Source organism: Hyphococcus sp. (genome assembly GCF_041986965.1).
Taxonomy (GTDB): Bacteria; Pseudomonadota; Alphaproteobacteria; order Caulobacterales; family Parvularculaceae; genus Hyphococcus.
This window is the reverse complement of sequence record NZ_JBHIXB010000004.1, coordinates 183,443-209,242: the sequence shown is the minus strand read 5'-3', so window position 1 is coordinate 209,242 and position 25,800 is coordinate 183,443. Positions and strand designations below refer to the sequence as shown.

24 protein-coding genes are annotated in these 25,800 nt (G+C 59.1%); 16 read left to right on the top strand and 8 right to left on the bottom strand.

Going from position 1 to position 25,800, the window contains the following annotated elements:
* Positions 1-117: 117 nt before the first annotated feature.
* On the top strand, positions 118-1,956 hold the full coding sequence (locus tag ACFC5L_RS17480; RefSeq protein WP_375203977.1) for an ABCB family ABC transporter ATP-binding protein/permease: 1,839 nt from the start codon (positions 118-120) through the stop codon (positions 1,954-1,956).
* On the opposite strand, the gene ACFC5L_RS17475 is transcribed toward ACFC5L_RS17480, so the two are convergent.
* The gene (locus ACFC5L_RS17475) at positions 1,953-5,465 is read right to left on the bottom strand and encodes a response regulator (protein WP_375203976.1); all 3,513 of its coding nucleotides are present in this window, start codon (positions 5,463-5,465) and stop codon (positions 1,953-1,955) included. The genes ACFC5L_RS17480 and ACFC5L_RS17475 overlap by 4 nt on opposite strands.
* A 187-nt stretch (positions 5,466-5,652) precedes the next feature.
* Between ACFC5L_RS17475 and ACFC5L_RS17470 the strand changes: the two genes are divergently transcribed.
* From ACFC5L_RS17470 to ACFC5L_RS17455, 4 genes are all read left to right on the top strand, one after another.
* Positions 5,653-6,624 carry a DUF3137 domain-containing protein gene (locus tag ACFC5L_RS17470; protein ID WP_375203975.1) on the top strand — a complete coding sequence of 324 codons (972 nt, stop codon included), beginning with the start codon at positions 5,653-5,655 and terminating at the stop codon, positions 6,622-6,624.
* Between the two features lie 77 nt (positions 6,625-6,701).
* On the top strand, positions 6,702-7,118 hold the full coding sequence (locus ACFC5L_RS17465; protein WP_375203974.1) for a thiol-disulfide oxidoreductase DCC family protein: 417 nt from the start codon (positions 6,702-6,704) through the stop codon (positions 7,116-7,118).
* The gene (locus ACFC5L_RS17460) at positions 7,100-8,260 is read left to right on the top strand and encodes a saccharopine dehydrogenase NADP-binding domain-containing protein (protein ID WP_375203973.1); all 1,161 of its coding nucleotides are present in this window, start codon (positions 7,100-7,102) and stop codon (positions 8,258-8,260) included. Before ACFC5L_RS17465 ends, ACFC5L_RS17460 begins: the two co-directional genes overlap by 19 nt.
* A complete protein-coding gene (locus ACFC5L_RS17455) occupies positions 8,217-8,768 on the top strand; it encodes a DUF4166 domain-containing protein (RefSeq protein ID WP_375203972.1) in 552 nt (183 codons plus the stop codon). Before ACFC5L_RS17460 ends, ACFC5L_RS17455 begins: the two co-directional genes overlap by 44 nt.
* Here the strand turns inward: ACFC5L_RS17455 and ACFC5L_RS17450 are convergent.
* Complete coding sequence (locus tag ACFC5L_RS17450) at positions 8,765-9,250, bottom strand: PH domain-containing protein (protein ID WP_375203971.1); 486 nt, start codon at positions 9,248-9,250, stop codon at positions 8,765-8,767. The genes ACFC5L_RS17455 and ACFC5L_RS17450 overlap by 4 nt on opposite strands.
* Positions 9,251-9,396: 146 nt before the next feature.
* Here ACFC5L_RS17450 and ACFC5L_RS17445 point away from each other — a divergent pair, with 146 nt between their 5' ends.
* Positions 9,397-10,071, top strand: coding sequence for a hypothetical protein (locus ACFC5L_RS17445; RefSeq protein ID WP_375203970.1), 675 nt, complete (start codon positions 9,397-9,399; stop codon positions 10,069-10,071).
* A 13-nt stretch (positions 10,072-10,084) separates the two neighbouring features.
* Here ACFC5L_RS17445 and ACFC5L_RS17440 read toward each other — a convergent pair whose 3' ends face one another.
* Both ACFC5L_RS17440 and ACFC5L_RS17435 read right to left on the bottom strand, forming a co-directional pair.
* Positions 10,085-10,411 carry a DUF4282 domain-containing protein gene (locus tag ACFC5L_RS17440; RefSeq protein WP_375203969.1) on the bottom strand — a complete coding sequence of 109 codons (327 nt, stop codon included), beginning with the start codon at positions 10,409-10,411 and terminating at the stop codon, positions 10,085-10,087.
* Positions 10,412-10,549: 138 nt separating this feature from the next.
* Positions 10,550-11,635, bottom strand: coding sequence for an ATP-dependent DNA helicase (locus ACFC5L_RS17435; RefSeq protein ID WP_375203968.1), 1,086 nt, complete (start codon positions 11,633-11,635; stop codon positions 10,550-10,552).
* A gap of 93 nt (positions 11,636-11,728) precedes the next feature.
* On the opposite strand from ACFC5L_RS17435, the gene ACFC5L_RS17430 reads away from it, so the two are divergent.
* Entirely contained in the window at positions 11,729-12,142 is a 414-nt protein-coding gene (locus ACFC5L_RS17430) for a hypothetical protein (RefSeq protein WP_375203967.1), read from the top strand.
* 3 nt (positions 12,143-12,145) lie between these two features.
* Here the strand turns inward: ACFC5L_RS17430 and xth are convergent, their stop codons facing one another.
* The 3 genes from xth to ACFC5L_RS17415 all read right to left on the bottom strand — a co-directional run bounded on the left by xth (position 12,146) and on the right by ACFC5L_RS17415 (position 14,274).
* Entirely contained in the window at positions 12,146-12,940 is a 795-nt protein-coding gene (gene xth / locus ACFC5L_RS17425) for an exodeoxyribonuclease III (protein ID WP_375203966.1), read from the bottom strand.
* A 162-nt stretch (positions 12,941-13,102) separates the two neighbouring features.
* Complete coding sequence (locus ACFC5L_RS17420) at positions 13,103-13,597, bottom strand: SRPBCC family protein (protein WP_375203965.1); 495 nt, start codon at positions 13,595-13,597, stop codon at positions 13,103-13,105.
* 5 nt (positions 13,598-13,602) lie between these two features.
* Positions 13,603-14,274: a nitroreductase gene (locus ACFC5L_RS17415; protein ID WP_375203964.1), complete on the bottom strand. Its 672-nt coding sequence runs from the start codon at positions 14,272-14,274 to the stop codon at positions 13,603-13,605.
* Between the two features lie 76 nt (positions 14,275-14,350).
* Here ACFC5L_RS17415 and ACFC5L_RS17410 point away from each other — a divergent pair, with 76 nt between their 5' ends.
* Positions 14,351-15,079, top strand: coding sequence for a hypothetical protein (locus ACFC5L_RS17410; protein WP_375203963.1), 729 nt, complete (start codon positions 14,351-14,353; stop codon positions 15,077-15,079).
* 234 nt (positions 15,080-15,313) lie between these two features.
* On the top strand, positions 15,314-16,192 hold the full coding sequence (locus tag ACFC5L_RS17405; RefSeq protein ID WP_375203962.1) for a tetratricopeptide repeat protein: 879 nt from the start codon (positions 15,314-15,316) through the stop codon (positions 16,190-16,192).
* On the opposite strand, the gene ubiG is transcribed toward ACFC5L_RS17405, so the two are convergent.
* Positions 16,193-16,978, bottom strand: coding sequence for a bifunctional 2-polyprenyl-6-hydroxyphenol methylase/3-demethylubiquinol 3-O-methyltransferase UbiG (gene ubiG, locus ACFC5L_RS17400; RefSeq protein WP_375203961.1), 786 nt, complete (start codon positions 16,976-16,978; stop codon positions 16,193-16,195). It abuts the gene before it with no gap.
* A gap of 106 nt (positions 16,979-17,084) precedes the next feature.
* Between ubiG and ACFC5L_RS17395 the strand changes: the two genes are divergently transcribed.
* From ACFC5L_RS17395 to ACFC5L_RS17365, 7 genes are all read left to right on the top strand, one after another.
* Entirely contained in the window at positions 17,085-18,350 is a 1,266-nt protein-coding gene (locus ACFC5L_RS17395) for an aspartate kinase (RefSeq protein WP_375203960.1), read from the top strand.
* Positions 18,351-18,381: 31 nt separating this feature from the next.
* On the top strand, positions 18,382-20,673 hold the full coding sequence (gene ptsP / locus ACFC5L_RS17390; RefSeq protein ID WP_375203959.1) for a phosphoenolpyruvate--protein phosphotransferase: 2,292 nt from the start codon (positions 18,382-18,384) through the stop codon (positions 20,671-20,673).
* Positions 20,674-20,809: 136 nt separating this feature from the next.
* Positions 20,810-21,634: a TonB family protein gene (locus ACFC5L_RS17385; RefSeq protein WP_375203958.1), complete on the top strand. Its 825-nt coding sequence runs from the start codon at positions 20,810-20,812 to the stop codon at positions 21,632-21,634.
* Positions 21,635-21,782: 148 nt separating this feature from the next.
* Entirely contained in the window at positions 21,783-22,913 is a 1,131-nt protein-coding gene (gene ispG / locus ACFC5L_RS17380; RefSeq protein WP_375203957.1) for a flavodoxin-dependent (E)-4-hydroxy-3-methylbut-2-enyl-diphosphate synthase, read from the top strand.
* 76 nt (positions 22,914-22,989) lie between these two features.
* The gene (prfA, locus tag ACFC5L_RS17375) at positions 22,990-24,063 is read left to right on the top strand and encodes a peptide chain release factor 1 (RefSeq protein WP_375203956.1); all 1,074 of its coding nucleotides are present in this window, start codon (positions 22,990-22,992) and stop codon (positions 24,061-24,063) included.
* Positions 24,056-24,931: a peptide chain release factor N(5)-glutamine methyltransferase gene (gene prmC, locus ACFC5L_RS17370; protein ID WP_375203955.1), complete on the top strand. Its 876-nt coding sequence runs from the start codon at positions 24,056-24,058 to the stop codon at positions 24,929-24,931. The genes prfA and prmC overlap by 8 nt, the downstream gene beginning before the upstream one ends.
* 302 nt (positions 24,932-25,233) lie before the next feature.
* Positions 25,234-25,785, top strand: a complete 552-nt coding sequence (locus ACFC5L_RS17365; protein WP_375203954.1) for a DUF4167 domain-containing protein — start codon at positions 25,234-25,236, stop codon at positions 25,783-25,785.
* Positions 25,786-25,800 lie beyond the last annotated feature (15 nt).

The following is a 25,800-nucleotide window of genomic DNA, read 5'->3' as shown; positions in this document are numbered from 1 at the left end:
CAAATAGCTAGCGTTAACAGGGAATTGATATTTCGTAAGCCGCCCGCGCCGCCGGTCTGGCTGTTTTCTGGGGCCGCAAGCCTAGCTTTTTCGCTTTTCCGGTCCCATTTTGCGCCAATGCCTCCCGATTATGATCAGGAATTTAATTCAGCGCCGGCGCCCTTCGGCCGGTCCATCGCCCGGATGTTCCAGGTCCTTTTGAGGCCGGAACTCGCCAAGTGGCGTTTTCGAATTGCGCTCGCCTTCATTATCACTGTCGTGTCCAAGGGCTTTGCCGTCATTGCGCCGGTTCTTATGGGCAACGGCATCAACCGGCTGGTCGATGGAGAAGCGGCCGAGGCGGGCATGTCCTTCGCGATGTTCTTCATCCTGTTCGCCGCGGCCCGATTCGCTGCGAACGCGCTTCCCTATGTGCGGGACGGATTTTTCTCGCCGGTGACCCAGGACGCGCAGCGCCTCCTTGCGGTCGACGCTTTCCGTCACTCCCAGCATCTCGACCTGCAGTTTCACCTGACCCGGCGTTCCGGCGCCTTGAACCGGATCATCGAGCGCGGCGCCGGCGCCATGGATTACCTCTTCCGGTTTCTCGCCTTCAATATCGGGCCGACCATTGTGGAGCTTGGCTTCGCGGCGGTGGTGCTGGCGGTGGTTTACGGCGTTCAGTTTTCCCTGACCGTTGTCGTCGTCATCGTCATCTATTCCGGCTTCACGATCGTGGTGACCGAATGGCGCAACAAACAGCGCCGGGCCATGAACGAAGCGGATACAAGGCTGCGCGGCATCGCGCTCGACACACTGACGAATTTCGAAACTGTGAAAGCCTTCGCCGCCGAGGACCGCGAAGCGGCGCGCTATGACGGCGCCATGCAGGATTACAACCGTCATATGGTGACCGTGCAGCAATCCCTGTCGGTGCTCAATGTCGGTCAGGAACTGGTCATGACCGGCGGCCTTCTCGCAGCGGTCTTGCTGGCTGGATATGGCGCCGTCAACGGAACCATGAGAGCTGGCGATGTCACCGCGGTGATGCTCATGCTTTACAACATCTACCGCCCACTCAACATTCTCGGCTGGGCCTGGCGCGAGATTAAACAGGGCACCGTGGATATCGAAAAACTCTTCGCCCTGATGGACCGCAAGCCTGACGTCGCGGATGCATCAGGGGCGGAAGCGTTCTCTCCTCAAAAGGGCGAAGTCGTTTTCGATCATGTGTCCTTCGCTCATGAAGGCAGGGCGAGCGGGTTAAAGGATGTATCCTTTTCCGTTCCCGGCGGCGCTTTTGTGGGCGTTGTCGGTCCTTCCGGCGCGGGCAAGTCCACCGTCCTGAAACTGCTCTTCCGGTTCTACGACCCGGCGTCGGGCCGCATTCTGGTCGACGGCCAGGATATTACGGGTGTGTCGCAGCAATCCTTGCGCGCTGCGCTTGGCCTCGTGCCGCAGGAGGTGGTTCTCTTCAACGACACGCTGCGGTTCAATCTCGCCTATGCGCGCCTTGAAGCCAGCGATGAAGAGATCATGGCGGCGGCGGATCGTGCGCAGTTGCGCGGCTTTATTGAAAGCCTTCCCGCGGGCCTTGATACGAGGGTTGGCGAGCGCGGTCTGAAACTCTCAGGCGGTGAGAAACAACGGGTGGGCGTCGCGCGCGCTATTCTCCTCGATCCGGCGATCCTGATTCTGGATGAGGCGACATCCTCGCTCGATTCAACAACCGAACAGGAAGTGCAGGCGGCGTTGAAAGAAGCCGCCCGGGGACGCACGACGATTGCCGTCGCGCACCGCCTGTCGACCATCGCCGGCGCCGACAAGATCCTTGTTTTTGACAATGGCGAGATTGTCGAACAGGGGCGTCATCAGGACTTGATTGCGAAAGACGGGCTTTATGCGTCGCTTTGGCGCCGTCAGAGCCAGACTGGCGACGGCGTTGATGAGGCTGTCCTGCAAATGGCGGAACTTTAGGCGCTGACGCTCGACTTGCCGCGTCCGATCGTCCACCGGCTCATCACGTCCATGAGCGCATCCTGCTTCACCGGTTTGGGCAGATAGTCGTCCATGCCGGCGTCAATGCAGCGTTGACGGTCCTCGCGCAGGGCGTGCGCCGTTACGCCGATGATCGGTGTGTGAACGCCTGTTTCTTCCTGCGCTTTGCGGAGATGGCTTGTCGCTTCTGCGCCGTCCATCTCCGGCATGGACATGTCCATCAGCACGATATCCGGTTTGTTGTCCTTATAGGCCTCGACCGCGAGTTTGCCGTTGGACGCGATGGCGACATCGCAGCAAAGTTTTTCCAGCATCGCCTTGATCACCATCTGGTTGACGATGTTGTCTTCGGCGACAAGGACCTTGAGGGCTGATCCATCCTCGGTGAACGGACATGCGCCAGCGCCGGGCGTATCGCTGGATTTTTCTGTCTTGGACCGCAGCTGCGCCACGGCGCCGTCATTGAGCGCCGTCAGAATGGCGTCGAGCAGCATGGAGGCGCGCGCCGGCTTGACGAGATATGCGGAGAACAGATCTCCGCCGAGGCCTCCCGGATCACCTTTGCGCCCCGCAGAGGTCAGCAGCACCAGCGGCGTCGCCGCAAGCGCCGGGTCCCTTTTGATGATCTGCGCGAGCTCCACGCCGTCAGCGCCGGGCATCTGAAAATCGAGAATGCCGATCGCGTAGGCTTCGCCTTTTGAGCCCGCGGCGCGAAGCGCAACCAGGGCGTCTTCGGCGCTCTCAACGGCGTCTGCTTCAAGTCCCCAGGAAGCGAGCTGTTCTTTTAAAATGGTGCGATTGACTTCGTTGTCGTCGACAATAATCGCGCGCTTGCCTGAAAAAGTTGCGTCCGTCGCAACGATTTTCATCGGCGCTGTGTCATCAATTGCAAGCGGCAGGCGAATGCGGAAGGTTGATCCCTTGCCGACTTCGCTTTCGACGGAGATCTCGCCGCCCATAGCCTCGATCATTTTCTGGCTGATCGCGAGGCCAAGCCCGGCGCCGTTATGTTTGCGCGCCGATGAACCGTCGACCTGTTCGAATTCGTCGAAAATCGCTTTCAGCTTGTGATCGGGAATGCCGCAGCCGGTGTCTGTCACCGAAATGACCACATCTGCGATTTCGCCGCGGCGCACGCCGCTGACATCAACAAGAATGTGCCCTTGTTCGGTAAATTTGACGGCGTTGCCGACGAGATTGGTGATGACCTGGCGCAGCCGCCCCGGGTCGCCGATAAAGCCGCAATCCACTTCCGGCTGATACCGCACCATGAGCTCCAGGTGTTTTTCCTCGACCGGTAAGGACAGGAGCGCGGCGACATCCTCGATACATTCGCGCAGTTTGAACTCTTCCTTGACGAGGCGCAGCTTACCGGCCTCTAGGCGCGAGAAATCGAGAATGTCATTGATGATTTTCAAGAGCGCATCGCCGGAGCTGACGATCACCCGCGCCATATCCGACTGGTTCTCGTCAAGCTTGGTGTCGAGAAGAAGCGAGGCCATGCCGATGACGCCATTCATTGGCGTGCGGATCTCATGGCTCATATTGGCGAGAAATTCTGACTTCGCCCGGTTTGCCGCTTCCGCTTCGTCTTTCGACATGCGCAGTTGTTCGGAAAGGGCGCGCAGCTCATCTTCGCGGATCTGTTGTTCGGTGATGTCGCGATAGGTGATAACGATGCCGCCATGGGGCCGGCGTCGGGCGCTTTCCTCGATGATGACGCCGTCCTTCTGGCGGCGCGCCACGCGGAAATCCTTACCCGCATCAAGCGTCGAATCGCAATCTTCGAAATACTCCTCGACGCTGTTATACGGATACATGCCGTAGTCGATGCCGAGCTGCAAAAGCGGACGGATATCGTTGCCGATGGCCCAGGCATGTTTCGGCAGACCGGAAATGCGCCAGGCTTTTTCGTTAAGTTCAAGAATGGTGAAACTGTCGTCGATGACGACCACGCCCTGCGCCATGGATTCCAGTACTTCGCCCATCAACTGGGATTTTTCTTCAATCACCTGCATTCGGTGGTGTACGATTTCTTCAAGATTGGCGTTGGTTTCCTCAAGCCTTTTAAGCGCATCCGCGGCGGCGATTTTCGCGTTCATGCTTTCGGTGACATCGTGTGCAACGCCGCGATATCCTTTGAACGCGCCATCGAGACCGAAGACCGGCTTGGCGCTGCGTTCAATCCACAGGGAACGCCCGCTTTCTTCAAAATCAACACATGAGACGAAGTTCTGTATTGGCTTCCTCTGGCTGATCGCTTCGCGTAATTCCTTCCAGGCTTCCCCGCTGACCTTGTTTCCGTCCAGCGACATTTTCGTGCCAATGATCCAGCTGTGGTCAATGCCGGTGACTTCCTTTGCGCGGTCGGAAATATGTGTGTAACGCAAGTCGGCGTCGATCTCCCACACCCAGTCGCCGGCGCTTTCAGCGAAGTCGCGATAGCGTTTTTCGCTTTCGCGCAGCCGCTCTTCCGCTTCAGCCTGTTCGGTAATGTCTTTAGACCAGCCGATATAGCCTGTGAACTGGCCGTGATTGTCGAATTGCGGCATGGCGAATTCGGCGATGCACATGACCTCGCCATTGGCCTTGATGACATTATGGCGCAAGCCTTCGATAGGCGCACGTTTGTTGAACAGCTCGATGAATTGTTTTTCAGCTTCTACAGATTGGCCGTTGTCGAGCGCTGAAATGTTAAGACTGTATTGGCCGATCCGGTGACTGGTTGGTATCCCTGTGATCTTTTCAAAGTTGGGCGAGACGTAGAGCTGTTCGCCTTTGGCGTTGAACTCCCAGGCCCAGTCCGATGTGTTCTCAATGAAGTTTCGGAACCGCATGGCGGCGCGTTCTGCATGTTGTTCGACCGCCTGTTTGCTGATGGATATCTCCGCAAGCACCTGACCAAAATGGGTGTTGTGAAAGTGCGCTACGACGGCGCCGATGATCATGATGCCGGCGAGGATAACAAGGTCCGTGTCTCCTGTTGCGAACATCACGGGTGTGTAGGGAAGAATGCATGTGACAAGCGGTACGCTTGACGCGCGCGGCAACGCCGTCAGCCCCATGGAGCTGGCGACGCCGCAATAAAGACACCACAGGCCGAGCATGATCAGCCCTTGCTTGTCGGCGAACTGGGAAAGGTAAATGGCAAGCGTTACGCAGGCCAATCCCAAGCCGGCCCCGATGAAAGGCGTGGCCGTAAGCTGGCGGCGTTTCGCCTCCGGGGACATGGCGTTGATGTCAAGGCGGAGCCAGCCGGGAACGCGCGCCATAACAAAAGCGACGTAAAGACCGAAGCTGATGAGAATCAGCGCGCTTGCATGTTCGAAAAATCGATAGCCAATCAGCCCTGACGTCAGTCCGATCCCGATCAGGACTCGCGGCATTTGTTGTTTGAGCTCCCGGATTTGCCGATCGATCACCACATCGGGCGTGGCGTCTCCTGGCGCGCCGAGAACGGCCGCAATCTTCTTTTTTATGTTCTGCATCGGGCAGAGGCTCCGGATGGTTTGTCCGGCAGCTTCTGAAATCTTGGTTAATTCGCCGTTTAGGCGGCTGCAAACGGTTGGCGTTTGTGAATCTCAATTCTTATGGCAAACCTTTGGCCCGCCGCGGAAAAGAAGAGTTAACAATTTCCTAGCAGGATCGGCGGGACATCAAGCGGGGAAGGGATCAATGAGCATCAAGCCGCCATCTGAGCGCGAGGAATTTCAGGCGTTCTCTGCTTTTTATGAGAGTGACATCGCGCCCTATCTGCGCAGCAAGGAAGATGCGCGCCAGCAGGCGGTGATGGAAGCCGGGCTGATGGCGATCGGCATGGCTGTCGCGGCCTTTGCCGTCGCCCGCTTTGGTCCTTTCGGGGGGAGCAATCTACAGGCTGCCTTTGTGATTGGCATGCTGGCGATTGGCTCGGTCATGTGGCGGATCAACAAGACCCGCGGCGACATCACCGGCGGGTTGTTGCAGCGGGTTTGCGGTCAGCTCGGCTATGTCTATCGCCGCGATATCGGCCGACCGGCCTATTTCACTGATTATGACCGGTTAAAGCTCATCCCCAATTTCAACCGCGAGAGCTGGGAAGATGAAGTTCGCGGTGAACGGCACGGCGCTGAATTCGTCATGTGCGAAGCGCATCTTAAATATAAATCCAGCGGGAAAAACTCATCGACGCGCACAGTGTTTCATGGCCAGCTTCTTGTCATCGACTATCACAAGAAGTTTCTGGGTGAGACCGTTGTGCGCCGGGACACCGGTATTTTTAATCGTTTCGGCAAACCCGGCAAAGAGTTTCAGAATATCGGCATTGTCTCTCCGAAATTCGAAAAGATCTTTGAAGCGTGGTCCACCGATCAGGTGGAGGCGCGCGAGCTGCTCGATCCTCTGGTGCTTGAGCGGTTTGAGGAGCTTGATCGTCTGTTTGACGGCGCCAAACTGCGCGCAGCGTTCACCGGCGGAAAGCTCTGCATTGCGCTTGAGACTGGCGACAAGCTCAATATGGGCTCGATGTTTGCGCCGCTTGAAGGACCGGCGCGTGTGGAGCGCATTCTTCATGAGTTCGATCTCATTTTCGATCTGATTGACGTGCTCTTCCAGCGGGTGGAAGGCCGCCTCGACGGCGCTTTCAGCGTTGAGGCCGTGCGCCGGTAAAGATGCGCGACGGCGCGCCGCAGCGGCTTTTGACGGCGCAAGCGTTATCACGAACAGAGAACATGGAGCGCGGTTCAGTGAATGACAGGCGTCAACATGGGCCGATCATTGTTTTTGACGGCGACTGCGTTTTGTGTTCGCGCTGGGTGCGTTTTCTGCTTGATCGCGACCCGGACGAGAAGTTTCGTTTTGCCGCTATGCAGACAGAAGCCGGACGACAGATTTTGGCCGGCGCAGGGCTTGACCCTGACGATCCTTCAAGTTTCGTTCTCGCAGCTGATGGCGATGTGTTGCGGGAAACCACCGCGATCATCGCGGTATTAAAGCGCTTAAACGCACCATGGTCTTTCCTGGCGAGGCTCGTCGCCCTGTTTCCGAAGGCTCTGCGCGATTGGGCGTATTTTCGCATCGCGCGAAATCGCTATCGTCTGTTTGGCAAACGCGCCGCATGCTACGCACCGGCGCCGGATGAAGCATGGCGGTTTTTGCGGTGACGCGCGTTCTCATTCTCGGCGGGGCAGGCGTTTTCGGCTCGCGCCTCGCTCACATTCTCGACCAGGACGCGCGCATTGAACTTGTGCTTGGGGGACGCAATTACATACGCGCTCGAAAAGTCGCTGAGTCGCTTTCAGGACCGGCCCGAAAAACTGCGGCGATAGTTTCAGCGCAAGATGTCGGCCCTGCGCTGGTGAAGCTGCAACCGGATATTCTCGTGAATTGCGTCGGGCCGTTTCAGGGGCAGGACTATCATGTTGCGGAGGCGGCCATCGCGGCGCGGCTTCCTTATGTGGATCTGGCCGACGGCCGGACCTTTGCGGAGGGGTTTGGACGTCTCGATGAAGCAGCAAAAACCGCTGGCGTATTTGCGCTCACGGCCTGCAGTACGACATCGGCGCTTTCAAGCGCGGCGGCGCTGGCGCTTTCGGCGTCCCTGTCGCGTGTGGACGGCGTGCGCGTTGGCGTGACGCCCGGCAATCGCGCGCCGCGCGGGCGCGCCGTTGTCGAAGCGATTCTCAGCTATGTGGGCGAGCCTGTTCCGCAGCGGCGCGGCGGCGTTGATGTCGCGGCGCCTGGCTGGGGGCGCCTTGCGCGGCTGGAGCTGCCCGGTTTGGGCGCCCGGCTCTTCAGCCCTTGCGATGCGCCGGATTTGCCGGCCATGAAAATGCTGTTTCCCATGGCGCAGGATATTGAATTCCTCGCGGGGCTTGAACTTACCATTCTGCATCTGCCGTTGTTTGTGTTGGCGAGGCTGCGGCGCATGAGGGTTATCCCCAATCTCGCCGCCGCCGCGCCTTTTTTTCACAAGGCGGCGCAGTGGTTTGAACCATTTGGAAGCGACCGCGGCGGCATGTTCGTAGAACTCTCGGGACTGGATGAAGAAGGTGCGCCGGCGCGCCGCCGCTGGAGCCTTTGTGCGGGATCGGGCGACGGGCCCTATATTCCGGCCATGGCTGCTGCGCATGTTGTGAAGCGGGTTGCTGATGGGGGAGGGTTTGCGCCGGGGGCGCGCATGGTTGTGGGCGAGATTACCCTTGCAGACTTTGAGCGCGAATTTGCGGCGTTCGATATTGAAACCACCATGGAGGCGAGCGATGGCGCGGACGCTTTATCGCGACCTGTTTGGCGAACGCTTTGACATTCTTCCCCGGGCGATTCGTGACATGCACGGGCAGGCGCGCCGGGCCGAAGGCCGCGCGGATGTAACGCGCGGCGGCTCCTTTTTGGCGAAGCTTGTCTGCATCGTATCGGGCGCTCCTGCATCCGGCGTGAATGTTCCGCTTGTTGTGACGTTCGACGCCAGAAAAGGCGGCGAGCGCTGGACCCGTAATTTCAACGGCGCCCGGTTTCAGACCCTGTTGCGGCTGAGAAAAACGGAAGAGCCCGAAGTGACGGAATGTTTCGGCCCGCTCTGGTTTCGCCTGCGCATGGCCGCTAGCGAAGAGGGCGTCGATCTGGTTCCTGTCGGCGTGAGTTTTTTCGGGGCGCCATTGCCGCGGTTTGTTTGTCCTCGGGCGGGCGGCGCCGAGCGCGAAAAGGACGGACGATTTCATTTTGATGTATCGGTTAGGTTTCCCCTTATCGGCGACATCATTCGTTATCGGGGATGGTTGGTCCCGGCGGATGAAAATGTCGATGGAAACTAAGTCGACATTTGCAGTCTTGTCCGCTCGCGGGCGCGCAATTCTTCTTGGTTGAATTCCGGTTGCTCGACGACAACGGCGCGATCCTGCGCGCGGGCATCGGTGACAAGACGGCGGAATTTTACCGGATCAGCCATGGTGTGCGTGCGAATTTGACCTTCTCCCGTGCCGGACACCTCGACCACGCCGAACCCGAAAACGCGTCCCCAAAATCCCTGATGGAGTTCGATCTGTTCGATGGTTGAGACGCCGAGCTCCAGGGTCTCGCGGGTGAACAGACCCTTCTTGTAGACGACGCGACGCGAGGTCAGCGCCGCTTCCGTTGTGGCGAAGTGAACAAGCATCATCATCCAGATGATGATGCCGACGCCGACAATCCCGAGCAGCAAAAGAGCGCCCCAGGCGACCAGGTGATAGGGCCAAGGGAACTTGGCGATCATCAAAATCTCTTCATCGGCGCCGAGGCTGGATTTGACATAAGACATGGGGCGGCCTGTCGGTAGTTGCCTCAGGAAAACACCAGAAATCCCGGAAAGTTGCCTTTGCGCGCCGGCCTTTGTCGAAAGCGGCGGGGACCGGCCGTCTTCTCTGAGGCGGCGCGCGCCGCCGGGACTTGGAAAAGGAGAAATCCATGCTGAAACAAACCTGTATTCTCGCCCTTCTAATGATGACGGCGCCGGCTTTCGCGGCGGGAGACCCAGAATGGTCGAGGAAAGAAGAAGTCGCCATCGCCCGCAGCGCCGGGCCCGACGGGCTCTCAAAGGACGCCACGGTCTGGGTCATGGGCAAGAAAGGCTATGAAGTCGCCGTTAAAGGAACGAACGGCTTTAATTGCCTTGTCCTGCTCCGCTGGGGCGCCGCGTTCGATTCCCAAAGCGATGCGTTCGAAACGCCGGGCAGTGTGATTGCGCCGATCTGTTACGATGCGAAAGCGTCCGCCAGCGGGCCGATGCAGGAGCAGCTGATGCGCGCCGAACTGGGGCTCCAAGGCAAGTCTTACGATGAAGTGAGGGACGCTGTCATGAGCGCCTATGCGTCAGGCGAAATCGATGAGGTCGACGGCGTTGCTTTCGCTTATATGTATTCGGCCGCGCAGCGGCTCGGGCCGAATGTCGGCGCGTGGCATCCTCATGTGATGGTCTATGCGCCGGGCTATACCAACGACATGCTGGGCGGCGGCGGCATCGCAAGCGGCGATCCGGTGGTCGCCGAAGCGCCGGGAACGGCGCGCGCGATCATTGCGATTCCGGTCGACGGCCGTGAAGGGCATATTGCGCCTATCGCGCATGGTTCATCTTTGCATTAACAAAGCCGATAGCTTAGTCAGCGGCGGTATTGATGTCCTTTGGCGTGCCGCCGCCGACGGCTTCCTGTATTTTGCCAAGGCGATCATACATGCCGAAGACTACGAGGTAGACCTCGCACATGAAGCGCCAGAAAACGAGAGAAAGGAGACCGACAATCGGTGCCATGATTAGCATGCCGACACCTTGAAGAAAGCCTTGACCGAAGGCGGCGAAGGCACCGAAAATCGCGATTAGCGTAAAAAGGGCGATTCCTACCAAGCCGATCCAGTAAAGAACTTTGATAAGTCCTGTGGCGATGAGCTTGTCGAAGCTGAGAAAGCGGCTGACAATTCCAGACATGAATTCAATCTCCCAATTGCGCCTCGGCTATTACTCAAGCCGGGCGGGTTTTGTTGCGCTGATTGCGTCCGGTGAAAACGCATCCGGAAAACTAAACAAGGTTCTCAGCAGGATTCGCGAATCAGCGCCAGCTAGGCTCTAGCGCACCAGAATGAGCCGTTCCGCGGCCCTTGTAACGCCCGTATAGAGCCAGCGCGCGCCATGTTCGCGAAACATGTAGCTTTCGTCGAACAGGACGACGCTGTCCCACTGACTGCCTTGAGCCTTATGGACGGTGAGGGCGTAGCCATAGTCGAACTCGTCGGCGCCCTTGCGCTGCGGCCAGGGCACGGCTTCGGGCCCTTCGGTGAAAAAGGCGCGGGGGACGGAGACATTGACCGCCTTGCCGCCTTCTTCCGGGTTGACGGAAAAGCGCACGCGGCCGCCGCGCGGGCTCATGCGCTGTCTTACGGTCCACAGGCCACCATTCAACAAGCCCTTTTTCTTGTTGTTCCGCAGGCAGACGAGTTTTTCGCCGGCTTCCGGCGAGGCGTCCGTGTGCCCATGCAGCTCGCGCAGGCGGTCATTATAGCGCTTGCGGGTCTTGTTGGCGCCCACAAGAATCTGGTCGGCCGCCATGATCTCGTCTGTCTCGACCTCGCGCCGCGAGATGAGGCGGCATTGCTCTGACTGCTCATCGAAAGGCTCGCCCTCGCGGATCGCCATGGACAGGCGAATGATCGGATTGTCCGCCGCCTGACGGTGAATTTCCGTCAGCATGAAATCAGGCTCGCCTTCGGTGAAAAAGCCGCCGCCTTTAACGGGAGGCAACTGCGCCGGGTCGCCAAGCACGAGCACAGGCTTGTTGAAGGAGAGAAGATCTTTGCCAAGGTCCTCATCGACCATGGAGCATTCGTCGATGATGATGAGATCAGCGTCGGCGGCGGGCGCGTCATAACGGATGGTGAAGGAGGGCTCGCCTTCTTCCTCGACGCTGGACGGGCGGTAGATGAGGGAGTGGATCGTCGTCGCGCCGGCGCACCCCTTTTGGCGCATCACATGCGCCGCCTTGCCGGTGAAGGCGGCGAAGGCGACATCGCCGCCCGCGTTCTCCGCAATATGGCGCGCCATGGTGGTCTTGCCCGCGCCCGCATAACCGAACAGGCGGAACACCTGTTTGTCGCGCTTTTTCAGCCACTCATCGACAGCGAGAAGGGCGTTATCCTGTTCGGGAGACCAGTTCATAAGGCTGTATGACGCGCGTTCGGTTGGCGTTCAATCAAATAACTTCTACGATGAAGGTGATGTAGCATGAAGCAGGGTAGGCGGGGCAATCCCATGGGAAGTATGATTCGGTGTATTGCTTTCTTTCTTTTCCTGATGCTGGCGACGGCGCAAGCGGAGACTGGAGACGCTGAAAAGGATGCGCCTCAAAGAGAGGAAGTGCAGTTTCGTCTCGAAGAAACCGGTGAGACCCGAATGTGTCTTATTTACTCGAAACTTGGCGGCGTATCTCCGGTTGCGAAAAATACTTTTCTATTTTCGTATGACGGAGAATATTACCTCAATGTAACTCAGTCTGATTGTTATTATGACCCAGCAAAAAAAATTGATATTTCGTTCAACCTGAAATCGCCTAATCTATGCCGAAATGCATTTATGGAAATTATCGCGCCGGGCTATGATCAATGGTCGTATCGGCGTTGCACATTGAGTGACTTTCGGAAGGTTCGGCTGGTTGCCCTGGATTGAAATTTAATCCAGCTCAACCCACGCCGGCACGTGGTCTGACGGCTTTTCCTTTTTGTCGCCGGGCGCGCGTTCCTTACGGTCGACGCCGGCGGACTTGAAACGGTCGGCGGCCTGCGGGCTTAACAGCAGATGGTCGATGCGGATGCCGTTGTCTTTTTCCCAGGCGCCGCGTTGATAATCCCAGAAAGTGTAACAGACGCCATTGGGGTTCGCCTGACGGATGGCGTCGGTCAGGCCGAGATTGAGGAGTTCGCGAAACGCCGCCCGCGTTTCCGGCAGGAACAGCGCGTCATCCGCCCATGCTTTGGGATCGTGAACGTCTTCTTCCTGCGGAATGACGTTGTAATCTCCAGCGAGCACGAAAGCTTCCTCGTTTTTCAAAAGCTTTTCCGCATGACGTTTCAGCCGGTGCATCCATTTCAGTTTGTAATCATATTTCGGGCCCGGCGCCGGGTTGCCGTTGGGGAGATAGAGTCCGCCAATGCGCACGGGCTCGGCATGATCGGGCATCACGAGCGCCTCGATATAGCGCGCCTGGTCGTCCGAATTGTCATAGGGAAGCCCGCGCAAGACATCATCGAGCGGATGCTTGGAGAGAAGCGCGACGCCGTTATAGGTCTTCTGTCCATGCACTTCGACATTATAGCCGCGATCCTCAAATTCGTGCGCGGGGAATTTTTCATCAATACATTTGATTTCCTGCAGGACGACGGCGTCAGGTTTTGCCTTGTCAAACCAGTCGAGAATGCGGGGCAGGCGGGCGTTGATGGAATTGACGTTGAAGGTCGCGATTTTCATCAGAGCCTGTCTTTCGATATATAAACGCCGTGAAACATAATGATCAGACGTTCATTTCCAAACACCGATACCTTTACGGCTCTGCTGAAAAAAACGATGAAGCGCCTGAGAAGCATCGGCTTTTATCAGGCGAATGTCTGCCTATCAATTCTTGTTTTCGTGTCAGGCCTTGATGGAGGGCGCTTCGTGTTCTTCGGCTTTTTCTTTGACGCGGGCGAGGGCCGCTTTCAGATAGCCGGGCCAGAAGAGTTTTACAATGAACCAGAGGACGGGTTCGGCCGCCATGCTCTGCGGCGTAAAGGAATATGTCCAGTCGATCTTGGTGCTTCCCGCCGTGCGCTGCGTAAAATGCCAGTCCGCGCGGGCGGACTTCACCAGCGGGGCGAAGGCGCCCGTGAACTCGGTCAGGCGATAGGCGAAGGTCTGATTGCGGGTGAAGGCCACAAGCTCTTCCCTGACGCTAGATTTGTCAGACAGCGTATGGCGGCGCACCTCGCCAATCGCGGACCAGGGCGCGTCATGGCCGTCTACATTGAGGATGCCCGGAAGGAATCCATAGGGCCTGATCAACTCTCGTGCGTTGATGTGAGTTGCGGCGTGAAACGCCGCTTCAGCAGGCGCCTTCACTGTCTCGCAGACTGATATCTGAACCGGCATGAGGCTTATTCCGTGATGAACGCGGCAAAATCGTCGACGGGCGCGCGGGATGAGCGCAGTTTGTTCACATCCGCTGACGGGTCGGCATAGCCCAAAGCCATCCCGCAATAAAGCTGCTCATTGTCTTTCAGCCTAAGAAAGGCGGAAACGGTCTTCGCCCGCGCGGACCATGCTTCCTGCATACAGGTGGCGAGGCCCATTTCAGCCGCTGCAAGGGCGATTGTCTGCATGAACATGCCGAGATGGGCCCACTGGCCCTTGTCGAACTGGCGGTCTAGCGAAAAGAAGAGGCCCACAGGCGCGCCGAAAAATTCATAATTGCGCATGAGATGCTGAATGCGCGCAGGTTTGTCATCGCGGGGAATGCCAAGCAGCGCATACATATCCTCGCCGACCTCAAAGCGCCGCGTCCGCCAGGGTTCGCCGAGTTTCGGCGGGTAGACCGCGATCTCCGATTCATTCGCCAACGGGTTTTCCACGATCGCCTTTTTAACGGTTGCGACCAGCCGGTCTCGGCCCGCCCCCATCACCACATGCACGCGCCAGGGCTGAAGATTGCCGCCCGACGGCGCCCAGCGCGCAAGATCCAGGATATCGCGCAACTGCGTCTCGCTCACCGGCTTGTCGAGATAAGCGCGGATCGACGTTCTTTCCTTGATGGCGTCGCTGACATTCATGTGTCGTTCCTTCTGCCGGGGGCTTGCTCTTAGCGGCGCGAATGCTCACCTTTACCAAAAGTCGGGCCCGCAGATCATGTGCAAAGATCAGGCGGGGTCGGACAAAGGTGAGTGCGCCCCGGAGCGCACGCAAGAGTTAAGAACAGTGAACCAGAAGCAGCAAAACCAGTTGATGCCGTTGGCGACGTTGATTTTGCTGGCGCTTACCGTTCTCCTGATTGCACGAAATAATGACCTGATCTTTCAGGATAAGGGAGAGCTTTCCGTTGCGCGCGACCGCGGCGATCCCGAGACGATCGTTTTCACCTGGCGCAACGAAGTGGAGGCGCCTATGGCGCGCCGGTTTGAAGAGGCCTGGCGCGAGTGGAAAAATGAAGGCGACCGCGTCGTTATCGATCTTCATTCGCCGGGCGGCGCCATTGCTGAAGGTCAGGAGGTGATCCGCATCATCGAGCGGATGAAACGCACGCATATCGTCGATACGCGTGTGCGTTCGCGCCGGGCCTGTTATTCCATGTGCGTTCCGATCTTCCTGCAAGGGGAGGAACGTTTCGCGGCGTCGAATGCGACCTTCATGTTTCATGAACCCACCGCCTATGATTTTTACACCGGCGAAAAAGTCGATCAGCCGAAATTCGAACGGGATATGATGAGCCGGCGATTTTTCGACATCTATTTTGTCAATTCGCCCATGGACCCGGTATGGCGCGACAGGCTTTCGCGCGAATGGAAGGGCAAGGATCTTTTCTATTCGGCGCAGGAGCTGACGGATCAGAACTCCAATATTGTCACCGTGCTGGAATAAAGCTTTTTTTAGTGTCATCCCGGCCGAAGCGAAGCGGAGAGCCGGGATCTCCAATTGTGCCTAGAATGAGATCCCGGATAAACGCCTTTGGCGTTTTCCGGGATGACAGTGCGGTTTGGTGTATCGCCATTATCGCGCCCGGCCCATGTGGCTTGAATTGCGAATTTGGGCCGAATGCTCTTCTCTTTCCGGGATCGGTGCTATTCATAAGCGCTGTTTTTCAGGGAGCATCTCATGAAACCATTTTGCGCTGCAGCGATTTTCGGCCTGGCTGTTTTTGCAAGTCCCGCCTACGCCCAAACAGATGAAGAAGCCTCAGCGAAATACGCTGCGCAGGACTGGCAGGGAACGGTGGAGGCCTATAGCGCGCTTCTGGAAAGCGACACCGACAACGCCGGGTATCACTATTATCTTGCGCGCGGGCAACATGAGCTTGGCCAATATGAAGAGGCGGAAAAGAGCTATCAAAAAGCGCTGGACGAAGGTTTCGCCAGTCCGGCCTCAGTGCAATACCACCTTGCGCGGCTTTACATGTCTGCAGGCAAGAAGAAAAAGGCGCTCGCCATGCTCGAAACGCTGGCGGAAACCGGCGGCATTCCGGGCGGCTTTGTTTCCAACACAACAGAATTTGCACCGCTCGCCGATGATGAGAAATTTCTTGCCGTCGTTGCGGCGCTGACGCCTTGCACCGATCCTGAATACCGCCATTTCGATTTCTGGCTCGGGGAATGGGATGTGACCTCGGCGGGAAGCAGTTCCTCTGCAACGAACAATATTTCCGCAGAACATGGCGGCTGTGTGGTGCTCGAACAATATAATGCCGGCGGCTTCACCGGCATGAGCATCAATTTTTACGATAGCAATGACAGCCACTGGCATCAGACCTGGATGTCGAACGCCGGGGCCGCGCTCTATCTCAAGGGCGGTCTTGAAGACGGCTCCATGGTGATGTCCGACAAGGGACTGGTCGAGAGCGACACCATCAACCGCATCACCTGGACGCCCAATGAGGACGGCAGCGTGCGCCAGCATTGGGAAACCTCGACCGATGACGGGGAAAGCTGGACGACAGCGTTTGACGGGCTCTACACGAAAAAAGCGGAAGAAAGATAATCAGCCTTTCACCGCCGTCAGCATGTAGTTGACGCTCACATCATCGCCGATGCGCCAGATATCCATCAACGGATTGTAGCTGACGCCGGCTTCCGCTGTGATGGTGAGGCCGGCATTGGTGAGCGCCGATTTCGCTTCTTCGGGTTTGACGAATTTGCGCGGATCATGAGTGCCGGCCGGCAGCCAGCGCAGAATATATTCAGCGCCGATTTTCGCGAGCGCGAGGGCCTTCAAAGTGCGGTTCAGCGTCGCCATCACCATTATGCCGCCCGGTTTGACGAGGCTGGCGGAGGTTTGCAGAAACAAATCCACATCCGCCACATGCTCGACCACTTCGAGATTGAGGACGATGTCGAACGGCGCGGTGTTTTCTTCGGCGAGTCTTTCCACCGTCGTGGCGCGATAGTCGATATCGAGATCGAGCGGCGCAGCATGGGCCATGGCGGTTTTGACGTTGCGTTCCGATGCGTCAATGGCCGTCACCGATGCGCCGAGACGGCGCATGGGTTCGGCGACAAGCCCGCCGCCGCAACCAATATCGAGGAGCGAAAGCCCCTCCAGCGGCGCTTTGGCGCGCCGGTCCCGGCCGAAATGAGCGCAGGCGCCGTCGCGAATATAGGCGAGACGGACCGGGTTGAACTTGTGCAGCGGCTTGAACTTGCCGAACGGATCCCACCATTCATCGGCGATGGCGGAGAACTTCCTGACTTCTTCAGGGTCGATTGTTGTGCGGCCGGAGCGTGTTGTCGCGTCTTTTTGGGCGCTTGTTAACTCGGTCTGCGCCATTTTTGAAATTTCCTCGCTTGCGCCCGAGGGCGCTGCTTTCTAGAGATACGCCAGATTTGCGCTTCCGGCTGTCGGGGGCAAGAGGACATGAATTCGCAGTCGCAATATGGCCCGCATTGTAATGAAATTCGGCGGCACGTCAGTCGCCAATCTCGAGCGTATCCGCGCTGCGGCCGCCTTTGTGCGCCGTGAGGTCGATGCCGGCCATTCTGTCGCGGTGGTGGTTTCCGCCATGGCCGGCGAAACCAACCGTCTTGTGGGCTTGTGCGCAGAAGCCGGGGAGCCGGCGCCGGCGCTGGACGCCCGGGATGTGGAATATGACGCCGTCGTCGCCTCGGGCGAGCAGGTGACATCGGGGCTGTTGGCGCTGGTGATGCAAAATCTCGGTTATCGGGCCCGCTCGTGGCAGGGCTGGCAAATTCCGCTGAAGACAGACCTCGCTCATGGCCGGGCGCGCATCGCCGATATCGAAGGCGACGCCCTTGGCGAAGCGATCGACAGCGGTGAGATCGCCGTCTGTGCAGGCTTTCAGGGCATCGCGCCGGACAAGCGCATCGCCACTTTAGGACGCGGCGGTTCGGATACATCCGCTGTGGCGCTGGCCGCCGCCATCGGCGCCGCGCGATGCGACATCTATACGGATGTGGACGGCGTCTATACGACCGACCCGCGCCTGACCAAGCAGGCGCGCCGGATCGGCAAGGTTTCTTTTGAAGAGATGCTGGAAATGGCGTCTGTGGGCGCCAAAGTATTGCAGACCCGCTCGGTTGAGCTCGCCATGCGCTATAAGATGCCGGTGCGGGTGCTCTCGAGCTTCGATCCGCCTGACGCGCCGGGCCCCGGCACGCTCATCTGCGATGAGGATGATATTGTGGAAGAAAACATCGTCACCACCGTTACGCCCGATTTCAACGAGGCGAGCGTCACCGTTCTTGCCGTGCCCGATGAACCGGGCCGCGCCGCCGGGATTTTCAACGCGCTCGCCGCGGCGAATATCAATATCGACATGATCGTCCAGAGCGCTTCGCGCGAGACCGGCTTCGCCAACATTTCCTTCACCACGAAGGAAGGCGATCTCGATCGCGCCATGCAGGTGTTGTCCGAAGAACAGCCGAAGGTCGGTTTCAAGGCGATGCAGTCCGACCGCAATGTGGCGAAGGTTTCGGTTATCGGTCTTGGCATGAAGAGCCATGCCGGCGTCGCCGCCACCATGTTCCGCGCCCTTGCCGAGAAGGGCATCAACATTCAGAATATCTCCACATCCGAGATCAAGATCAGTGTTCTGATCAATGCAGACGCCGCGGAATATGCGGTGCGTGTGCTGCATGATGCGTATGGTCTGGATAAATTGCCCCAAGCCGCGCAGAGCTGACCTGGCGCCTGCGCGCAGCGAATAGGCCGCGATGAGTATTGAGAAAACACGCCCGCCTCATGGTGGACATGGCGAACAGGGCATCACGGTGCTCCTGAAGCGCATGCGCGATGCTGTCGCGCATGACACAAGCGCTCAGGACCGTCTTGACCTGTTGACCAAAGTCATCGCCAGCCATGTGGTGGCGGATGTGTGCTCGATCTATCTGCGCCGTCCTGACGATGTTCTTGAACTCTATTCGACGGAAGGTCTGAACCCGCAGGCGGTGCACAAGACGCGTCTCGAATGGGGCGAGGGGCTTGTGGGTCTTGTGGCCAAGCGCGCCAGCCCCATGGTGACGGCCGAAGCGCCGAGACATCCGGCCTTCTCCTACCGTCCGGAAACGGGCGAGGACCCGTTGCATTCCTTCCTCGGCGTGCCGCTGATCCGGTCGGGCAAGACGCTCGGCGTGCTGGTGGTTCAAAACAAGGCGTCGCGCGAATACACCCATGAGGAAATCGAAGCGGTGCAGGCGGTTGCGACCCTGCTCGCTGAAATCGCCGCATCGGGTGAACTCTTAAGCCAGGAAGAGACCGAGGTGGTCGGCGCCATGCTGCACCGCCCGGAAAAGCTCCGGGGCTTCGGCATTGTTTCCGGCATTGCAATCGGCAAGGCGGTGTTCCTTCAACCGCCGGCGCCCAAGCACAAGGTCTTTGCGCAAAACCCGGCCGCAGATGCCGCGCGTCTTGAAGAAGGCCTCAACGAGTTGCGCCAGTCGGTGGACGAGATGCTCGCCACCAACGCCTCACTGAGCGGCGTCTCCCGCGAAGTGCTCGAGACCTATCGCCTCTTTGCGTATGACCGAGGCTGGAAAGACCGCCTCCGCGCCGCCGTGTTTTCAGGCCTCACTGCAGAATCGGCGGTGGAGCAGGTGAAGTCGGAAAATCGCGCCCGCCTCTCGCAATCGCGCGATCCCTATCTGCGCGAGCGCATGCATGACCTCGACGATCTGTCGAACCGGCTCTTGCGCCATCTTGCCGGCGACAAGAATGTGGGCCAGCGCGCGCTTTATGATGAGACCATTCTCATCGCGCGCACCATGGGTCCTGCAGAACTCCTCGAATATGACCGCAAGCGCCTGAAAGGCCTTGTGCTCGGCGAGGTCTCGGCGACCTCACATGTGGCGATTGTCGCCCGCGCGCTGAAACTGCCCATGGTCACCGGCGCGCCCGAAGCCATTGACCTGGCGGAGGAGGGCGACGCCACGGTGATCGACGGCGAAGCCGGCGAGATCCACATTCGTCCGTCGCCCGAGACGCTTGAGGAATTCCGCGGCAAGCAAGCCCGCTATCGCGAAGTCGAAGAGAGCTATGTCAGCGAGAAGAGTCTCGCATCGCGCACCAAGGATGGTGAAGACGTCGCGATCATGATGAATGCGGGCCTTGCCCTCGACATGCCGTTCCTTGAGCAGACCGGCGCTGAAGGGGTGGGCCTCTTCCGCACTGAGCTGCAGTTCCTGATCGGGTCGCAATTGCCGAGCGTCGCCAGCCAGGAGGCGCTTTATCGCGAAGCGCTCGATCTCGCCGGCGACAAACCCGTGATCTTCCGCACCGCCGATATCGGCGGCGATAAGACCGCGCCCTATATGGATCACGGCAATGAAGTGAACCCCGCAATGGGCTGGCGCGGCGTCCGCATGGCGGTGGACCGCCCCGGCATGATCCGTCCGCAATTGCGCGCGCTTTTGTCGGCGGCGGCGGGAAGGACGCTTTGGGTCATGTTCCCCTTCGTCACGCTGCCGGGCGAGGTTGAAGATATCCGCGAGCTTCTTGATCGCGAAATCGACCGCGCCAAGCGCCGCGAAAAGGAATTGCCGAATGACGTGAAGATCGGCGCGATGATCGAAACGCCGGCCTCGGCCTGGCGGGCGGACCTGATTGCCGAGAAAGTCGATTTCCTCTCGGTAGGCGGCAACGACCTTGCGCAATTCTATTTCGCCGCCGACCGCGACTCTGAACGCGTGCAGCGGCGTTACGATCCCATGAACCCGGGCTTCCTGAGTTTCCTGAAGAATACCGTGGAAAAAGTGTCCCGCACCGGGACGCCCTTATCCTATTGCGGCGAGCAAACGGCGGATCCGGTCACGGCGGCGGCGCTGATCGGCGTTGGCGTGCGCCTGTTCTCCTTGCCCGCAGCGTTCGTGGGGCCGTTCCGGCGCCTTGTGCGCTCGCTCGACGCAAAAGCGACCGCGGCCTGGCTCGACGCCAATATGACGACGCCGCAGGTCACCCTTCGTCCCGCTTTCAGGGAATATCTGAAAGACGCCGGCGTCGTCCTTGAATAAATCACAGGTTAACGCATTCCTGCTTAAACATGGGTGATATTTCACCTTAAGGGCGCCATTCGGCGCGGCTTTTTTGCTATGCTGCGAAAAGCCGGGATTCGAAGGCGAGTGCGAAGAAGAGGCGCGAGACGCAAAGATGGCGAGCGGGGCGACAGCGAACGGATCAGCGGAAATTGTCGATATGGCGGATGCGCGGGCGCGTCTTGCCGCCGATGCCGGTGAATTCGAACATGTCGGCGCGCGGCTCGCCGCCGTTCGCGAAAGCCGCGGCGTCGATCTGCGCGAAGCCGCCGCCCGCACGCATATTCGCGAAAACCACCTGACTGCGATTGAAGCTGTGGAGGCGAGCGCGCTCCCGGCGCGTCCTTATGCGCTGGGCTTTGTGCGCACCTATGCCGAGTTTCTCGAACTCGACGCCCGCGCCATTGTTGAGCAGTTCAAATTCGACGCCGGTTACGACGCTCCCCAGGAAATCGAGACCGAAAAGTTTCGCGCCGCTGAGGAGGCCGCCGAGACGCAAGGGCGCGACATGTCGCTGCCGGTCTTTGTGGCGATCATCGCCTTCATCATCTGGAGCGCGTGGCAGATCACCCTGACGAGCAAGGTTACGCCTATCGGCGATACGCCGGAAGCGGCGAGCGTGGCGCCGGTGATCGAAACGCCGGCCCCGGCGCCGGTCGCCGGTCATCTGGTGGAAGCGCGCGCTATCGAGCGTATCGACCCCGTCTATCCCTATAGCTGCGCGCCGGGCGCGCAGGCGGTGGAGACGGTCACCGTTTCTTTCACCGTGACGGCGGCGGGCCGCGTTTCGGGAGAACGCGTGGCGGGCTCAACGAATAGCTGTTTCGACGACGCATCGCTCAACGCGCTGCGCCGCTGGCGCTATGAGCCGCAAACGGTCGACGGGACGCCCAAGCCCGCCTATGACCAGATTCACGTTTTCCGCTTCGAACGCCCGTAAAAAGCGCACCTAGCGCTCGCGTGAACGCCGATTTCCCGGCTTTTCAGGCCTTAGCCATTGGTGGGGCTTGACTTCGACGCCGGGCGCGCAATCTTGGCGGCGGAATTCCAGTGTTTTTCAAGGCCCCGAAAAGGCCAAGGCAGGTCCCATGTCCGTTCGTCCCTGGCGCGATATTGAGCGCCGCAAATGCCGCCAGATCATGGTGGGCAACGTCCCTGTGGGCGGGGATGCGCCCATCGCCGTCCAGTCCATGACCAATACGCTGACCTCGGACGCACAGGCGACCATCCGCCAGGTGAACGAGATCGCGGAAGCCGGCGCGGACATCGTACGCGTGTCCTGTCCGGATGTGGAATCAACAAAAGCGCTGAAAGAAATTTGCGCGAATGTGCCGGTGCCGATCGTCGCCGACATTCACTTCCATTACAAACGCGGCATCGAGGCGGCGGAGGCTGGCGCGGCGTGTCTCAGGATCAATCCGGGCAATATCGGGTCTGAAGAACGCGTGCGCGAAGTCATCAAGGCGGCGAAAGACCATGGCTGCTCCATGCGCATCGGCGTCAATGGCGGCTCGCTCGAAAAAGATTTGCTTGAGAAATACGGCGAGCCCTGTCCCGAAGCGATGGTGGAAAGCGCGCTCGATCACGCAAAAATCCTGCAGGACAATGACTTTCACGAATTCAAGATTTCGGTGAAAGCCTCCGACGTGTTCCTGACCGTCGCGGCCTATCATGCACTGGCCGAAGCCATCGACTGTCCGTTGCATCTCGGCGTCACCGAAGCGGGCGGACTTCGCATCGGGTCGGTAAAATCCGCCATCGGCATGGGCAATCTTCTCTGGGCAGGCATTGGCGACACGATCCGCGTGTCGCTTTCCGCCGATCCGGTTGAAGAGATCAAGGCCGGCTACGACATTCTGAAATCGCTCAATTTGCGCCATCGCGGCGTCAATGTGATTTCCTGTCCGTCCTGCGCGCGCCAGGGGTTCAATGTCATTGAAACGGTCGAGACGCTGGAACAGCGCCTTGCGCATATCACGACGCCCATGACGCTTTCGGTCATCGGTTGCGTGGTCAACGGGCCAGGCGAGGCGCGCGAGACCGATATCGGATTCACCGGCGGCGGCGCCGGCAAAGAACACGGCATGATCTATCTCGGCGGCGAGGTCGATCATCGTATCGATAATTCCGAGCTGGTGGATCATCTCGTCGAACTCGTCGAAAAACGCGCCGCTGAAATCAAGGCGGAAGAAGAAGCGCAATCCGTCGCTGCGGAGTAGCGACGCAACATTTTGAACCGCGCGCGAGGGAGCCTTCGCGCGCGGTTTTCTTATCTTAGAGAATGGAAATCCTTTCGTGATCCCTCAGGAAAAACTCGACGCGCTGGTCGCGAAGTTTGAAAAAATCGAAGCCGCCATGGCGACGGCGTCAGGCGCCGATGAGATTGTGCGCCTGTCAAAAGAACATGGCGAGTTGAAAGAAGTCGTGGAAAAGGCCCGCGAGCTTTCCTCCGTGCGCCAGCAGATGATCGACCTCAAAGAGCTGTCCGAAGGCGATGATAAGGATATGGCCGAGATGGCCTATGAGGAGTTGCAGGAGCTGAAAGAAACAGCACCCGAGATTGAACATGATCTCCAGCTGATGCTGCTGCCGAAAGACAAGGCTGACGATAGTTCCGTCATTCTTGAAGTGCGCGCCGGCACGGGCGGCGATGAGGCGGCGATTTTTGCGGGCGATCTGTTCCGGATGTATCAGCGTTACGCCCAGCTTCAGGGCTGGAAAGTGGAAGTGTTGTCGGCGTCTGAGTCCGACAAGAACGGCTATAAGGAAATTCAGGCGAACATTTCCGGCGACGGCGTCTTCGCCAAGATGAAGTTCGAAAGCGGCGTTCATCGCGTTCAGCGCGTGCCGGAAACGGAGACGCAAGGCCGCGTTCACACCTCGGCGGCGACCGTGGCGGTGCTGCCGGAACCGGAAGATGTAGACATTGAAATCAATGAAGCCGATCTCAGGATCGATGTGTTTCGCGCGTCCGGCCCTGGCGGCCAGTCGGTGAACACGACGGACTCTGCGGTGCGCATCACGCATATTCCGACCGGCGTTGTCGTTTCGCAGCAGGATGAAAAGTCCCAGCATAAAAATCGCGCCAAGGCGATGAAGGTCTTGCGCGCGCGTCTTTACGAAGCCGAACGGGCGCGCGCTGACGCAGAGCGCGCGGCGGCGCGGAAAGGCATGGTCGGGACCGGCGACCGGTCGGAGCGCATTCGCACGTATAACTTCCCGCAAAGCCGCGTCACCGATCATCGCATCGGGTTGACCGTGCACAATCTCGACGAGATCATTCGCGGCGACGGCCTCGATCCAGTCATCGAAGAACTCCGGGCGCAGGATCGCGCGGACCGGCTCGCGGCGATGCAGGAAGATGCCTGACTATGTGCCGGTGACGATTGGCGAGGCGCTTCGCCAAGGCGCTGCGCGTCTCACCAATAGCGACACACCGCAACTCGATGCGCGAATTTTACAGAAACATGTGCTGGGCGTCGATGATGGCGCACTCATCGCTCGCGCCAATGATATGATGGGTGAAGCGGATGCGGCGCTGTTTGCAGCGCTTGTCGCCCGCCGCGCGTCAGCGGAGCCTGTGGCCTATATTACAGGCGTCAAGGAATTCTGGAGTTTGCCATTCAGCGTCAGCCCGGAGGTCCTCATTCCCCGTGACGATTCCGGCGCGCTGATCGAGGCGGCGGTGAAGCGGCGAGGCAGGGACGAACCCTTACGCATCGCAGATCTTGGCACGGGGTCGGGATGTCTTCTCTGTGCATCATTGTCAGAATTTCCAAAGGCGCAGGGTGTCGGCGTAGATCGTTCGGCTGCAGCCCTGGCGGTTGCAAAGACCAATGCTGCGGCGCTGGGCTTCGGCGAGAGGGCGTCTTTTGTCGCGGGCGATTGGCTGTCGCCGCTGTCCGGCGTCTTTGATCTCATCATCGCTAATCCGCCATACATCGCCGTGACCGAAGCCCCGACGCTGGCCCGTGATGTCGCCGCCTATGAACCCCGCGACGCGCTGTTCGCCGGTCCGGACGGGCTTGACGCCTATCGGGCGATCATCCGGCAATTGCCCGGCCACCTTGCTGAAGGCGGACTTGTTCTCATGGAATGCGGCTCGGGCCAGACCGGGGCGCTTGCGGGCATTCTTCATGAGCTGGCGCCCGAAAACACTATATTTACCCTCTATGACCTTGCTGAAAGGCCCCGCGGTGTGGGATTTGACCTCAGAAAGAGGCAAAAAGGGGATTGAAATGCGCGGGACACGCACTATCATGGAGCCCAAGACAGGGGTTCAACGCCTTCGACTTCCTTGAATCTTCGGCGGCCCGGTCTTGCATCCGACCATCGTCCGGTTTTGGCGTGATCCGTTGGGGATCGCTTTGTTCGGAAACAGTCGGCGCTGACCCCGCAGCCTTGCTGCGCCAGGAACAAGACAATCGCATGAAGAAACAGGCGGGTCTGATTTTCCGCCGTTAGCTGGAAAGACTGTTTTCATCGCGAAAAGACGGGATAAGCCCGCTTTTCGGTAGGGGAATTGTTAAAGGTAATCATATGAAGCGTGGCCGTAACCAACGCCGCCGTCCCGGTGGCTCTAATCCCAACCGGGCGCTCGACTCCAACGGCCCGGATGTTCGCATTCGCGGCACCGCAAACCAGATTTACGACAAATACCAAGCGCTCGCTCGCGATGCGTCTTCCGCTGGCGACCGTGTGAAGGCCGAAAGCTATCTTCAGCACGCAGAACACTATTTCCGTCTGATTCGCTCCATGCAGCCGGCGCAGCAGCCGAATCAGCAGCCGTCGGATACTGACGGCGAACAGCCAAGCGTTGACGATAACGATCAGGAGCAACCGCAGCGCGAGGCAAGGCCGCCGCGTAACCGCCGCAATGGCAATGCTTCTTCGGAGAATGACGGAGGCGACAGCGCCCCCGGCGCCAAAGAAGACAGCGCCGCCCAATCCGAACCTGCCGCTGAGAAGGAAGAGCCTAAAGCGGCTGCGGAGGAGGAAAAGAAGCCTCGCCGCCGTCGGGCCCCCCGTCGCACGACCAAAAAGGATGAGGATGGCGCCGCGGACGCCCCGGCCACCGCTGCGGCTGAATAGGACGCCGCAGAATAA

Excerpts from the sequence above, each read along its gene's own strand:
- ubiG (WP_375203961.1), bottom strand. The coding sequence starts at position 16,978 with ATGGCGCAGACCGAGTTAACAAGCGCCCAAAAAGACGCGACAACACGC.
- ACFC5L_RS17480 (WP_375203977.1), top strand. The coding sequence starts at position 118 with ATGCCTCCCGATTATGATCAGGAATTTAATTCAGCGCCGGCGCCCTTC.
- ispG (WP_375203957.1), top strand. The coding sequence starts at position 21,783 with ATGTCCGTTCGTCCCTGGCGCGATATTGAGCGCCGCAAATGCCGCCAG.
- ptsP (WP_375203959.1), top strand. The coding sequence starts at position 18,382 with ATGAGTATTGAGAAAACACGCCCGCCTCATGGTGGACATGGCGAACAG.
- ACFC5L_RS17475 (WP_375203976.1), bottom strand. The coding sequence starts at position 5,465 with ATGCAGAACATAAAAAAGAAGATTGCGGCCGTTCTCGGCGCGCCAGGA.
- ACFC5L_RS17470 (WP_375203975.1), top strand. The coding sequence starts at position 5,653 with ATGAGCATCAAGCCGCCATCTGAGCGCGAGGAATTTCAGGCGTTCTCT.
- ACFC5L_RS17460 (WP_375203973.1), top strand. The coding sequence starts at position 7,100 with ATGGCGGTTTTTGCGGTGACGCGCGTTCTCATTCTCGGCGGGGCAGGC.
- ACFC5L_RS17450 (WP_375203971.1), bottom strand. The coding sequence starts at position 9,250 with ATGTCTTATGTCAAATCCAGCCTCGGCGCCGATGAAGAGATTTTGATG.
- ACFC5L_RS17420 (WP_375203965.1), bottom strand. The coding sequence starts at position 13,597 with ATGCCGGTTCAGATATCAGTCTGCGAGACAGTGAAGGCGCCTGCTGAA.
- ACFC5L_RS17415 (WP_375203964.1), bottom strand. The coding sequence starts at position 14,274 with ATGAATGTCAGCGACGCCATCAAGGAAAGAACGTCGATCCGCGCTTAT.
- ACFC5L_RS17430 (WP_375203967.1), top strand. The coding sequence starts at position 11,729 with ATGGGAAGTATGATTCGGTGTATTGCTTTCTTTCTTTTCCTGATGCTG.
- prmC (WP_375203955.1), top strand. The coding sequence starts at position 24,056 with ATGCCTGACTATGTGCCGGTGACGATTGGCGAGGCGCTTCGCCAAGGC.
- ACFC5L_RS17385 (WP_375203958.1), top strand. The coding sequence starts at position 20,810 with ATGGCGAGCGGGGCGACAGCGAACGGATCAGCGGAAATTGTCGATATG.
- ACFC5L_RS17365 (WP_375203954.1), top strand. The coding sequence starts at position 25,234 with ATGAAGCGTGGCCGTAACCAACGCCGCCGTCCCGGTGGCTCTAATCCC.
- ACFC5L_RS17410 (WP_375203963.1), top strand. The coding sequence starts at position 14,351 with ATGTGCAAAGATCAGGCGGGGTCGGACAAAGGTGAGTGCGCCCCGGAG.
- xth (WP_375203966.1), bottom strand. The coding sequence starts at position 12,940 with ATGAAAATCGCGACCTTCAACGTCAATTCCATCAACGCCCGCCTGCCC.
- ACFC5L_RS17395 (WP_375203960.1), top strand. The coding sequence starts at position 17,085 with ATGGCCCGCATTGTAATGAAATTCGGCGGCACGTCAGTCGCCAATCTC.
- ACFC5L_RS17445 (WP_375203970.1), top strand. The coding sequence starts at position 9,397 with ATGCTGAAACAAACCTGTATTCTCGCCCTTCTAATGATGACGGCGCCG.
- ACFC5L_RS17405 (WP_375203962.1), top strand. The coding sequence starts at position 15,314 with ATGAAACCATTTTGCGCTGCAGCGATTTTCGGCCTGGCTGTTTTTGCA.
- ACFC5L_RS17435 (WP_375203968.1), bottom strand. The coding sequence starts at position 11,635 with ATGAACTGGTCTCCCGAACAGGATAACGCCCTTCTCGCTGTCGATGAG.
- ACFC5L_RS17440 (WP_375203969.1), bottom strand. The coding sequence starts at position 10,411 with ATGTCTGGAATTGTCAGCCGCTTTCTCAGCTTCGACAAGCTCATCGCC.
- ACFC5L_RS17455 (WP_375203972.1), top strand. The coding sequence starts at position 8,217 with ATGGCGCGGACGCTTTATCGCGACCTGTTTGGCGAACGCTTTGACATT.